The sequence below is a fragment of the Kosakonia beeri genome, assembly GCF_054165705.1.
The window spans coordinates 1,938,910-1,951,703 of record NZ_CM135106.1 but is presented as its reverse complement, the minus strand read 5'-3'; the positions used below and the strand labels follow the sequence as shown (position 1 = coordinate 1,951,703).

Here is a 12,794-nt window from a genome sequence, read left to right as displayed (position 1 = left end):
CCTCAACCCTGATATTCCGGAGATTATTACTATGTCGCTTAAATTAGGCGTTATTGGCGCAGGCGCCATTGGCAAAGAACATATCCGCCGTTGCACCCAGGTTTTGCAGGGAGCACGCGTGGTCGCCGTGTCTGATATTAATCTGGATAACGCTCACGCCGTGGTCCGTGCGTTAGGACTGGAAGCCGAAGTCTACGCCGACGGGCAGGATGTGATTAACGCGCCGGACGTTGAAGCGCTGATTGTCACCTCCTGGGATCCGACCCATGAAGCCTTTACGCTGGCGGCTATCGAAGCGGGTAAACCGGTATTTTGTGAAAAGCCGCTGGCGATGACCGCTGAAGGCTGCCGCCGCGTGGTCGACGCGGAGATGAAAGCGGGTCGCCGACTGGTACAGGTAGGCTTTATGCGCCCTTACGATGAAGGTTATCAGGCGCTGAAAGGGGTTATCGACAGTGGCGAAATCGGTGCTCCGTTAATGCTGCATTGCGCACACCGCAACCCGGAAGTCGGCGAGAATTACACCACCGACATGGCGATCACCAGCACGCTTATCCACGAACTGGACGTACTGCGCTGGCTGCTTAACGATGATTACCGTTCCGTGCAGGTTCGCTTCCCGCGCGCCACATCGCATACCCATGCCCAGCTTAAAGACCCGCAAATCGTGATGCTGGAAACCCGTAAAGGCACACTCATTGACGTCGAGATCTTCGTGAACTGCCGTTATGGCTACGACATTCAATGCGAAGTGGTGGGCGAAAACGGCGTTGCCCGCCTGCCTGAGCCGTCATCTGTGCAGATGCGCCATACCGCAAAACTCTCCACCACCATCCTGACAGACTGGAAGGATCGTTTTATTAAAGCCTACGACGTTGAGTTGCAGGCGTTTATTCGTGATGTACAAGCAGGTGAACTGCGCGGCCCGTCGGCCTGGGACGGTTATGCCGCATCAGTGGCGGCAGATGCCTGCCTGAAAGCGCAGGAAAGCGGCGCGCTGGAGCCGATCAGTCTGCCAGAACGCCCGGCCTTTTACCTGCGCTAAACGTGGCGCTGTACCCACGAATCCGACGGAGTTTTACCATGAAAATCGCTTTTGACGTCGATGTTATCAAGGATCTCGGTATCAGCCGCATGGTCCACCAGGTCGCCGATTGGGGATATAAGTACATCGAACAGTCGCCGCACCCACAAATCAATCCGTTCTATAAACATCCTAAAGCAAGCCGTGAAGTAATGGCGGAGTATAAAAAGGCGCTACGTGAAACGGGTGTTGAGATCTCGTCGTTTATTTGCGTTTACCGCTGGTCCGGCCCGGATGAACTGCGCCGCCAGGCGGCGGTGAAAAACTGGAAGCGGTTAATCGAAATCATGCTGGAAATGGATGTGCAGGTGATCAATACCGAGCTTTCTGGCGACCCGAACCAGCCCGAAATTTGCGAAGAGATGTTCTACCGATCCATGGAAGAGCTGTTACCGATATTTGAGCGCGAAGGGATCCGCGTGGAGATCCAGGCCCACCCGTGGGATTTCTGCGAAGAGAACAACGAAACCGTAGATATCGTGAAGTCATTTCGCAGCGATAACGTGAAATACGTTTACAGCGTGCCGCACACCTTTTTCTATGACAAAGGCAAAGGCGAAGTGGAAAAAATGCTGCGCTATGCCGGGGACGATTTATCCCACGTCCTCATTGCCGACACGATGAATCACACCAAACACTGCCGCTACATTATGAACCCTCCCGGCGTGGATGCTGCCATCCACCAGCACGTTGGCGTGGGCGAAGGTGAGGTGGACTTCCCGGCGCTGTTCAGCACCCTGCGCGAGATGGGCTTCGCCCGCCAGACCTTTAAGGTTGGCGGCGAACCCATTGTGGCGGCATCGCTGTTTGGCTACCCGGAAAAAATGAAATATCAGGCAGTTGAAACCCGTGAACTGATTGAACGTGAGCTGCTCGGCCATTAAGCCGCAGCCGCTTGCGACCACAGAGGCGCACTATGAATAAGCAACATGTCAGGCTGGCCATCGCACCGATTGGCTGGACAAACGATGATATGCCGGAACTCGGCAGCGAAAACACCTTTCAGCAAACGGTCAGCGAAATGGCATTAGCGGGCTTCACCGGCAGCGAGGTTGGCAGCAAATACCCACGCGACCCTGAAATCCTTAAACCGATGCTGGCGATCCGCGGCATTGAAATTTGCAATGCCTGGTTCAGCACCTTTTTTGCGGCGGGCGAGCGGGAAAAAACGCTCGATAGCTTTGTCAATCATATGAACTTCCTGCACGCGATGGGTGCGAAGGTGATCGGCTGTTCAGAACAGAGCGGCAGCATCCAGTGCACTACGCTGCCGGTTATGGGGCCGGATAAGCCCTGCTTTACCGAGGAAGAATGGGCGCGCGTGGCAGAGGGCTACAATACGCTCGGGCGTCTCGCAGCTGAAAAAGGGATGCAGGTCTGTTTGCATCACCATATGGGCACCGGTATCCAGACTGCGGCGGAGATCGATAAATTTATGTCGCTGGTCGATGATTCGGTATTCCTGTTATTCGATACCGGGCATGCCTGGTATTCCGAGGGAACCGAAGCGGCGATGCTGGCTATTCTGGAAAAACACCTGCCACGCGTGAATCACGTCCACCTGAAGGATGTTCGACCGGACGTGATCGCTGAGGTCCAACGTGAAGGACTCTCTTTCCTGGCGGGCGTCAGAAAAGGCACCTTTACCGTGCCCGGCGACGGCACGATCGATTTCCAGCCGGTTTTCGAAATGCTGGATAAGGCAGGTTACCGTGGCTGGATGGTGGTGGAAGCAGAGCAGGATCCTGCGTTGGCTAACCCCTTCGAATACGCTGTTAAAGCGCGTCATTACCTGCGCGAAACCGCCGGTATCTGACGATTAACCGCGTATGCAGGCGGTACGATGGTGCCGTCTGCACAGGTGATCATGCCACAGCTCTGCTCTTTCACGCAGAGAAAAAATGAAAACAATGTTTCATTCCATATGCCTTTGGTGCAGTCTGCGCTACGGGCATCACTGCCCTGCCCGCTTTACATTTGCATTCCGGCTTTTTTATTAATTTATTTTTAAATCAAACAATTAACTATTAATTCTTTTTCTTTCATGATCGCAGACTGACCAAAGAATGCATTCCTGCGTGCCGGTTATCACAAATCGATAACAAAACATGACACATCACTCAAAACTTAAATTTCATTGTTTATGCAAATGAAATATTTGATCTAAATTAAACAAGGTGAATATATCACCAACAGAGTCCGGCACTCATGAAGAGCGCCCTCTTATTTCCCTGAACGGCAGGTTACTGGAGTCTTTTATGACTAAAGAACAATATCTCACCCTTAACAGAGCATCAGGGCCTAACAGCAACGCGCCGACGTCGCCGTTTGTCAAAGTGATTGCACTGATCGCCACGCTCGGCGGTCTGCTGTTTGGTTACGACACCGGCGTTATCTCCGGCGCGCTGCTGTTTATGGGCCACGAATTGCATCTCACCCCGCTCACTACCGGCCTTGTGACCAGCTCACTGCTGTTTGGCGCTGCCTTTGGCGCGCTGCTGTCCGGGCATATGGCGAACGCTGCGGGACGAAAGAAAATCATCATTTACCTGGCGGTCATCTTCGCAATCGGCGCCATTGGCACCGCGATGGCACCGGACGTGTCGTGGATGATTTTCTTTCGCCTGGTGCTTGGCGTAGCGGTGGGCGGTGCTGCAGCGACGGTTCCGGTCTATATCGCCGAAATCGCACCAGCACACAAACGCGGACAGTTAGTGACACTACAGGAACTGATGATTGTCTCCGGGCAATTACTGGCCTATATCTCTAACGCCGCATTTCATGAACTGTGGGGTGGGGAATCGACCTGGCGCTGGATGCTGGCAGTGGCAACGGTACCGGCGGTGCTGCTGCGGTTCGGTATGATGTTTATGCCTGACAGCCCGCGCTGGTACGCCATGAAAGGCCGTCTTGCTGAAGCCCGTCGGGTACTGGAGCGCACACGCCGCCCGGAGGATGTGGACTGGGAATTAATGGAGATTGAAGAGACGCTGGAGGAGCAACGCGCCCAGGGGACACCGCGCCTGCGTGAACTGCTGACACCGTGGTTATTTAAACTCTTCCTGATTGGCATTGGTATTGCGGTTATCCAGCAGATGACCGGCGTTAACACCATTATGTATTACGCGCCCACGGTGCTGACTGCCGTCGGTATGTCGGACAACGGCGCGCTGGTCGCTACCGTTGCCAACGGGGTAGTTTCCGTCGTCATGACGTTTGTCGGCATCTGGATGCTGGGCAAAATTGGCCGCCGTCCGATGACAATGATTGGCCAGTTTGGTTGTACGGCCTGCCTGATTTTTATCGGCGCCATCAGTTATATTTTGCCGGAAACAGTCAACGGTCAGCCGGACGCGTTGCGCGGTTATATGGTGCTGGCTGGCATGCTAATGTTTCTCTGCTTCCAGCAGGGCGCGCTGTCACCGGTGACCTGGTTGCTGCTCTCTGAGATTTTCCCCACCCGTCTGCGCGGTATTTTTATGGGCGGTGCGGTCTTCGCTATGTGGATTGCCAACTTCCTGATTTCGCTTTTCTTCCCGATCCTGCTCGCCTGGGTGGGGCTCTCCGGCACGTTCTTTATCTTCGCGGCGGTCGGGCTGGTGGGTGCGACTTTTGTCATCAAATGCGTACCGGAAACCCGCAATCGCAGCCTTGAACAGATTGAACACTATTTGCACGACTGGCTGGATAACAGCCCGGAGGGGCAGCGCCGGGCGCAAAAACGCAAAGCCTACAGCGCCGAGATGAACAAAGCACGGCTATAACAGGCTGAACGGGTAAAGCCGTCATCTGACGGCTTTACTTGTCTGTTAATGCAAGGCAATCCTTGCTACTTAGCGGCATCTGTTTCATCACATTGCGCCACTTCCGGCAGGCGACATGTGCGTTATTTTATGGTCTGCAGATCGATACCTGTCGCATTCGGCAGGCACAATGCAGCAGCAATCCCCAGGCAATAGGCGACAATGGCAAGCGTCCCCATCGCATACCCCAGGGGGAACCAGGACGATGCGATCCCCACCAATGCAGGCATTAGCGAGCCAAAACCACGACCAAAACTGGCGCAAAAACCTGCCCCGTTGCCCCGGATATGGGTAGGATAAAGTTCAGAAAATGCGGGGGTAAGACCAGACGCCAGACCACCCTGAAATATACCGAGTATGCCTCCCAGCCCAAGCGTGACAGCCAGGCTGACATGCGCAAACATATAAATGCCGACTACCGTTATTTGACACAGCAAAAACAGAATGATGGTTTTCCAGCGCCCCAATTTGTCACTTAGCCTGCCATAAATAAACGGGCCAAGCAGAGAGCCCACAATATTTATCGCCAGGTAGCCAGACATAGAAACCACAGGCAGCCCTAATTCCATACGCAAATAAGTGGGTAGCCAGGTGATCATAATATACGCACCACCAAATATACCGCTGGCCAATAATGTTGCGGTTACGGTAATTCGTCGGTGCTTAACCTGAAATATGGTCGTTAAACCACCGCTCCTTTTATTTAAAGAATGTGTGGCAAATACCTCGGATTCCGGAACCAGACGACGGATAAACCACACAAGAATGGCTGGAATAATGCCAATAAAAAAGAATACTTTCCATGCCAGTGCCGGGGCGAAATAATGCAACAAAATCGGCAAAACGCTCAGGGAAATGGCATACCCAATGGCGTATCCACTCTGAATGGAGGCCCCTACGCGACCACGATAGCTGGCACGAATAACTTCGCTGATCAATACCCCGCCTACTACCACCTCGCCACCATAACCAAGGCCCTGCAAAAAACGCACAACTAAAAACTGCCAGAATTCGCCACACAACGCCGTCAGCGCGGTAAAACAGGCTACCCACAAAACGGTCAGCTGCATAACCCGTATGCGCCCCCATCGATCTGCCAGCATACCTGCGCTCCAGCCTCCCAGCGCACTCCCTATTAATGACACCGAACCTAAAATGCCGGCTTCTGATTTTGTAATAATGGCCAGGCTTAATAATATTGGCATCACTAAGGAAAAAATCGTGCTGTCCATTGAATCGAGGGCAAATCCCCCAAGGCATGCCCACCAGGTCTTTTTTTCTTTTCCGGTCAGTTCACTATACCATCCTGTTTTCATGTTCTTACCTGCGAATCGTGATCAGCAATAAAAGTGAGGCATCGTTTCTGGCAGCATCATTTATTTAGCCATGCGCGGTATTAAACGGTGCGTATATTCCACGACGAACGCTGACAGCGTGGGATGAAGGATTGCGGGCACGACGGCATTTACGTGCCCGCAAGGCGTGAGGTTTTACAGGTACTGTTTACTGCAAACGGTCAAACGCGTGCGGCCAGTAAAAAGGGATCAAATCGCTATAGCGCAAGCCGTGTTCAGCCATTTTTGCCGGCAGTGCCGCCTGAACATATTGCGTTGCCTGGCTCATGCGCGCTGTTATACCGGCATCTTCTAAGGTTTTAACAACCTCAGCCATTTCCTCTGCGCGTCTCACGCCATGCTCGGCAACCCGGCTAATCAGATAGTGCGGCAATGCGTCGTTCCACCCCAGCGAAGGAAAACTCGCATGTAATGAGGCCAAAACAGCCTCTTCGACACCATAGTGCCGCGCCGCGCTCAGACATTCGGTGGTTAATGCCTCCAGCCCTTTGATCATCACGCTGCGACACATTTTTATTGCCGAAACATCGCCAATGTTTTTACTGGCAGCGCGGGCATTACAGCCCAATGCACACAATGTCGGTGCGACTATGTGAGCGGCCGCGCCGCCTAGCAACAACGGCGTGCCGAGCCGCTGGGGAGGAACAGGCGCCATGACGGCCACATCAAGATAACTCCCGGCACCCGCCTCTATCGCGCTGGCCGCTGCGCGTTTGGTTTCAGGCGCCACCGAATTAAAGTCAAGCAAGGTCTGGTCTTTTTCCAGCAGCACCGCCGCCTGTTGAGCAACGGAGAGTGCGCTGGACGCGGTCACCAGCGACAATATTAGCGTGGCGCCATCCAGTGCCTCAGCCAGTGAACCGGCAGGATGTACCCCCACACGAACAGCGTGCTCACGCAAAGGATTAGCCTGCTCAAGAAGAAACTTCGTATCCCATACGCGAATGTCTGCCTTTTGCGCTAACTCGCTGGCATAGATTGTTCCGGCCTCGCCAAAACCGATAATCGCAATACGCATTGTTGTCTTCTCCTTAGTTGCCGCCCCATAGCGAACCCGCAATCGCCACGCGCCCGTCAAACAACAGACGTGCGGTGCGTATCAGCCCACTCTTAACCACGTTGCCTGCAGCGTCACGAGTCAGCATGACGCTAAATTCACCTCCCGGATGTTCCACTGCCAGCCGCTGTTGCCGCTCGTTACCAATCTTTGCCAGTCCTTCGGCGACTGTGCCGGGGATTAGACAAGCGGTGGCGACGCTGACCGCGCCCAGGACGCCAATCGACGCATGGCAGCGGTGAGGAATAAAAGTACGGGTTGTAATGGCACCGTGTTGCGTCGGCGGGGCAATCAGGGTCATTTTCGGCACCGTGCGCTGTTGCACATCACCGAGCTGCATACGTGGTCCCGCCTGAAGACGTATTGATTCCAACCGCGCTTTCAGCGTAACGTCGTTATCCAGTTGCTCGCGTGACTCCAGACCGCTGCGTTGCAAGTCGGCAGCCCTGATCAACACGACCGGCATACCGTTATCAATGCAGGTGACATCCACGCCATCAAAGTTGTCTCGCGCATTGCCGGTCGGCAGTAATGCACCGCAACTTGATCCGGCAATGTCCTCAAACGTCAGTATTTGTTCGGCCGCACAACCCGGCACGCCATCAATGCGCGCATCGCCTTCATACTCCACCGCGCCGTCAGGGGTGGCTATTTGCGCTTCTGCGATTTGCCCGGTGTTGACCATAAAAATTCGTACCCGGGTTACGGGACCCTGCACGGCGACAAGGCCTTTCTCGATCGCGAAGGGAGCAACGGCGGCAAGGATGTTGCCGCAATTTTGTCCGTAGTCGACCCGTGCATTATGAACATCGACCTGCGCGAACAGGTAATCCACATCGGCATCCGGTCGGGTGGAGACGGAAACTATCGCCACTTTACTGGTCAGTGGATCGCCGCCACCGATACCATCAATTTGTCGGGCGTCTGGCGACCCCATTACCGCCAACAACACGCGGTCCCGGGTATCGTGATCCACAGGCAGATCTGACGCGAGAAAACAGGCAGCTTTCGACGTACCGCCACGCATGAGTACACAGGGAATTAACGTCTGTTTCATGATCAAAGTGTCTTGAGTTCATCCAGAGAGTCAACGTAGCGCAATCCTTTTGCCGCCAGCGCTGCCCGCATCTGATAGATATCCAGCCCCAATTCCCCGGCGGCGAGTCGTTGCCGTTTACCCTCTTCGGCAGCAATGCGTTTTTGTGCCGCCGCATCTACCGTTGCAGCCTGCTCTCGCGGCACAATCACCACGCCATCGTCATCAGCCACAACGATATCGCCAGGGTTCACCAATTGCCCGGCGCAGATCACTGGCACATTGACCGAACCAGGCGTCTCTTTAATGGTGCCCTGGGCATAAACCGCGCGCGACCAGACAGGAAAATCTATCTCACGCAGTGTCTGGCTATCGCGGATCCCGATATCGCCGACAAGCCCAATCACACCGCGTGCCTGCAAAGAGGTCGCCAGTAAATCGCCAAAAAAACCGTCGTGGCAATCAGACGTGGGGGCCACCAGTAAGATATCGCCTGGCTGGCACTGCTCCACCGCAACGTGAAACATCCAGTTATCGCCAGGCGTGACCAGCACGGTTACCGCGCTACCGGCAATGGCGCGATTTTGTTGCACCGGTCGTACTCGTACATCAAGCAAACCGCAACGCCCCTGCGCTTCATGGACTGTTGCCACGCCATATCCGGCAAAACGCTCCACCAGCTGGCGATCGGCCCGGGAAATGTTTCGCACGACCAGGCCTTTTTTATTGACCAGACTCATGACAAATCCTCCGTCACGCGTGGAAACAGGCTCTGGTAACCTTCGCCGTGGGTGATGACGTTTGGCGAGGCGATGCCGACATTACGCTTGGCCTGCACACCGCGCTGTAAGGCCACGCGGGAGTAGTATTCCCAAAGATGTTCCTGACCCGCCATGCACTGAATTGCGGCATATTTTTTCTCCCAAACGGCCGTAATATCCAACAACACGTCGGGTTTCCAGTTGCACTGTTCCGGTTGGTGCGGTTCAAAACAGTAAACAGGTGGTGCGCCAATAATGGGCTCCCCCGGACGGTAACCTTCTGCCTGCGCAATAATGCGTGCTTCCTGTGTCAGGTTGGCCGCCAGAGGATGATCGTAGTTATACGGATCCTGAACCGAATGCGTCAGCACAAAGTGCGGCTGTATTTTGCGAAATACGTCGGCAAGGCGAAAGAGCGTCTCTTTATCGGCACGTAGCGGATAGTCCCCCAAATCAAAGAACTCAATGCTGGCACCGAGAATTTCAGCTGCAGCTTCCGCTTCTTGCTGCCGGGTCTGCTTGACGACAGCTTCCGTCATGTTGCCTTTGCGCCATAACCTGGCTGATTCACCACGCTCGCCGAAGGAGAGGCACACCACATGCATGTTGTAACCCTGCGCAGTATGTAAAGCGATTGCGCCACCGGCACGCCAGACAAAATCAGCGGAGTGGGCGCTAACGACCAAAGCACTTTTTTTTGTGTTCTCTTTCATCATCTCATCCTGCGTTTTGCTGTTTTTTTCATCCTGACACGGGGAGCAAACCTGGAATAATGCCTTTCATTGCGTTAGCTATGCATTTTATTTATGTTGTGATTTTGCGCTCATCCTGTTCATCGAAATTATGAAAAATAATGAAGAAGAAAATTCAATAAAAATCATGCAAATAAGGTCATTTTGCATGATTGCAGAACGCGGCACAGTTTCAGAAGCGGCAAACAAATTATTTCGTACCCAGTCGGCAATCACCCGCTCCATACGTGATCTTGAACACACTTTAGCCACGCCGCTGTTCGAACGTCATGCCAGCGGCATGATGCTAACGGAAATGGGAAAATGCGTTCTGCCGCGTGCGCAACGCGCCATTCATGAGCTCCATCAGATCCCGCCCCTGCTGGGTAAATTAAAACGACACTCCATGCACAATGAGGTTGAGCCAGTCTGGTTGTTCAACCTGCGTCGCCTGCAAATTTTCCTCGCCCTTTACCGGTTGCATCACACCCAAAGCGTGGCGAATTCACTCGGCATCAGCCAACCGGCAGTCAGCGCTGCACTGAAAGTCCTGGAAAAAGGTGCCAATGGCGCGCTCTTTCAGCGCACGCCAAAAGGCATGATGCCGACCCCTATAGGACGCGAAATGGCCCCGTTCATCAGTCGTGCGCTGAATGAAATTCGCCATATACCTGAAGATCTTGCCGCACAGCGTGGGGTGTTGACCGGTACTGTGCATGTTGGGGCACTCCCGCTGTGTCGCAGCAGTTTGCTGCCCAGGGCTATCGCGCAACTGGTAGCGCGCCATCCCGGCGTTAAAGTGGTAACCAACGAAAGCGCATTTAACGCACTGGTGACGGAGTTACGCGCTGGGGATATTGATTTTATTCTTGGTGCACTGCGTCAAAACGATGCCGTGCCGGACATACATAACCAGGTGTTGTTTGAGGAGGAGCTTATCTTACTGGCACGCCCGCAACATCCCCTTGCCGGACGGGAGCTGGTGCCTGACGAGTTGGCGCACACACAATGGATATTGCCACGCGATAATACCCCTGCGCGCCATCTGCTCGATCGTGCTTTTCACGCCCTGGGAATGCTGCCTCCCCAGCCGGTCGTGGAAAGCGGCGATTTAGCAATAGTACGTGGTCTACTACTGAATTCGGATATGGTTGCAGCAGTTTCTTCCCATCAGCTTGATTACGAATTGTGCACCGGAGCCATTACACCACTCAGGTTTACCTTGCCAGATACGCGGCGAGAAATTGGATTAACCTTTCGCCAGGGTGCGCTACATTCACCGGCTGCGAAAGCGCTGTTGCGCTGTATCAGTGAAAGCATATCCACCCTCACCTAAAAAAAATTCATATAAAGTCTTCATTTATATAGCGTCAGAACGTCTGGCAAAGGCACTCTGACGCTCTTTTTTACACGTCATAACATTGTTAAACGCATCACAATATAAAGCTAACTCATACCTCTAAAAGCCTTTTTTGACAGACACTGCTTTCCACCCCGCTTAACTTGTTACTGGATTGTTACCTTCCTCTCACCACAACGATAGCTGCCGCTTATGGCATAAAAGACAGAAGAGAGCGTACCCGATGACAGTAAACAATATGGTTAACATTAAAGAGTGGATTGATGCTCGTCCCATCTCGCCCTTTCAATGGCGTGTACTGGCGCTGTGCCTGATTATCATTATGTTTGATGGCTATGACGCTGCTGTCATGGGCTTTATTGCCCCCGCGTTAATAGAACAATGGGGTATCAGTCGTGCCGCCATGGGATCGATTCTTGGCGCAGCCATGTTTGGCGTGGCGCTGGGTGCACTCATCGCCGGCCCGATTTCTGACCGTTACGGCCGCAAACGAGTGATTTTATTGTCGGTATTACTCTTTTCCGCTTTCAGTCTTGCCTGTGCATTTGCGGCCACTCCCACGCAAATGGCGCTGCTACGTTTTATAGCCGGACTAGGCCTGGGCGCGGTGATGCCCAACTGTGTCACCCTGCTGTCGGAATATATGCCGGAGCGCCGAAAAGGCGTCATGATCACCCTGATGTTCAGCGGTTTCAACATCGGCTCAGGGCTCGGTGGATTTATCGCTGCTGCGTTGCTGTCACATTATCACTGGCCTGCTGTTCTGGTTTTTGGCGGCGCATTACCGCTTCTGTTGCTGCCTCTGATGACCTGGCTGTTACCGGAGTCCACGCTAAATCTGGTGGTTCGCAACGCGCCGGGTGAACAAATCGCCACCCTGCTTAATCGCATGGGGGGGACATTCACTGCCACAACCCTCTTTACCCTTCACTCTCCCGCAGTAAAACACCACGGCACCATTACTGAGCTGTTTCGTCATGGCTTCGCCCGCGGTACTGTCATTTTGTGGTTGACCTATTTTATGGGCCTGTTCGTCATTTATCTGCTGAATGGCTGGCTACCCACTATCATGCGTTCCGGGGGCATTTCACTGGAACAAGCCGCCATCATTGCCGGGATGTTTCAATTAGGCGGGCCGTTGGGCGGTATCATCGTCGGCGCGTTGATGGATAAGCTGCATGCCAAATGGGTGATTGGCGTAGTCTATTCTCTTGGCTGCGCCTGCCTGGTGATGCAGGGGTTCTTTACCCTTACCGGCGTGGCGCTCGGCGTGGTTATATTTATTACCGGTATGTGCATTAATGGTGCACAAAACGGCCTGCAGGTGTATTCGCCTGCGTATTATCCGACGGCCATTCGCGCCACAGGCGTAAGCTGGATGCACGGCATTGGCCGCACCGGCGCTATTCTGAGTTCAACCCTTGGCGGAGTCCTGATGGGCGCGTTTCCGGGGCAGTCGTCCATCTTCTTTATCCTTGCCCTGCCGGCGCTGTTCGCTGCAGTGTGCATTGTTTTACATCGTAACCATCAACTCACCCAGACCATAAAAAGCGCAGGGCACGGCGACATGCCTGCACTGTCGCACACCTTAAATAACCGATAAGTGG

Annotated in this window: 11 protein-coding genes; 6 read left to right on the top strand and 5 right to left on the bottom strand. The window is 53.8% G+C overall.

The window, feature by feature from the left end:
* The first annotated feature begins 31 nt into the window (after positions 1-31).
* The 4 genes from iolG to ACUY4S_RS09325 all read left to right on the top strand — a co-directional run bounded on the left by iolG (position 32) and on the right by ACUY4S_RS09325 (position 4,848).
* Positions 32-1,045 (top strand): bifunctional inositol 2-dehydrogenase/D-chiro-inositol 1-dehydrogenase, encoded by a 1,014-nt coding sequence (gene iolG, locus ACUY4S_RS09340; protein WP_312692489.1) that lies wholly within the window; start codon positions 32-34, stop codon positions 1,043-1,045.
* A gap of 38 nt (positions 1,046-1,083) precedes the next feature.
* Positions 1,084-1,968 (top strand): sugar phosphate isomerase/epimerase family protein, encoded by an 885-nt coding sequence (locus tag ACUY4S_RS09335; RefSeq protein WP_312692487.1) that lies wholly within the window; start codon positions 1,084-1,086, stop codon positions 1,966-1,968.
* Between the two features lie 32 nt (positions 1,969-2,000).
* Entirely contained in the window at positions 2,001-2,900 is a 900-nt protein-coding gene (gene iolE, locus ACUY4S_RS09330; protein WP_312692485.1) for a myo-inosose-2 dehydratase, read from the top strand.
* Positions 2,901-3,342: 442 nt separating this feature from the next.
* Positions 3,343-4,848 carry a sugar porter family MFS transporter gene (locus tag ACUY4S_RS09325; protein WP_458023422.1) on the top strand — a complete coding sequence of 502 codons (1,506 nt, stop codon included), beginning with the start codon at positions 3,343-3,345 and terminating at the stop codon, positions 4,846-4,848.
* 122 nt (positions 4,849-4,970) lie between these two features.
* Here ACUY4S_RS09325 and ACUY4S_RS09320 read toward each other — a convergent pair whose 3' ends face one another.
* The 5 genes from ACUY4S_RS09320 to galB form a co-directional block, all read right to left on the bottom strand.
* Positions 4,971-6,092 (bottom strand): MFS transporter, encoded by a 1,122-nt coding sequence (locus ACUY4S_RS09320; protein WP_458024268.1) that lies wholly within the window; start codon positions 6,090-6,092, stop codon positions 4,971-4,973.
* Positions 6,093-6,390: 298 nt separating this feature from the next.
* Positions 6,391-7,260, bottom strand: coding sequence for a DUF1932 domain-containing protein (locus ACUY4S_RS09315; protein WP_312692479.1), 870 nt, complete (start codon positions 7,258-7,260; stop codon positions 6,391-6,393).
* A 13-nt stretch (positions 7,261-7,273) separates the two neighbouring features.
* A complete protein-coding gene (locus ACUY4S_RS09310) occupies positions 7,274-8,356 on the bottom strand; it encodes a 4-oxalomesaconate tautomerase (RefSeq protein ID WP_458023423.1) in 1,083 nt (360 codons plus the stop codon).
* Positions 8,357-8,358: 2 nt separating this feature from the next.
* Positions 8,359-9,075 (bottom strand): 4-carboxy-4-hydroxy-2-oxoadipate aldolase/oxaloacetate decarboxylase, encoded by a 717-nt coding sequence (locus ACUY4S_RS09305; RefSeq protein ID WP_312692475.1) that lies wholly within the window; start codon positions 9,073-9,075, stop codon positions 8,359-8,361.
* Positions 9,072-9,809: a 4-oxalmesaconate hydratase gene (galB, locus tag ACUY4S_RS09300; RefSeq protein WP_458023424.1), complete on the bottom strand. Its 738-nt coding sequence runs from the start codon at positions 9,807-9,809 to the stop codon at positions 9,072-9,074. The genes ACUY4S_RS09305 and galB overlap by 4 nt, the downstream gene beginning before the upstream one ends.
* Before the next feature lie 130 nt (positions 9,810-9,939).
* On the opposite strand from galB, the gene ACUY4S_RS09295 reads away from it, so the two are divergent.
* Positions 9,940-11,163 (top strand): LysR family transcriptional regulator, encoded by a 1,224-nt coding sequence (locus tag ACUY4S_RS09295; RefSeq protein WP_312692471.1) that lies wholly within the window; start codon positions 9,940-9,942, stop codon positions 11,161-11,163.
* Positions 11,164-11,410: 247 nt separating this feature from the next.
* Positions 11,411-12,790, top strand: a complete 1,380-nt coding sequence (locus ACUY4S_RS09290) for an MFS transporter (protein WP_458023425.1) — start codon at positions 11,411-11,413, stop codon at positions 12,788-12,790.
* Positions 12,791-12,794: the final 4 nt, after the last annotated feature.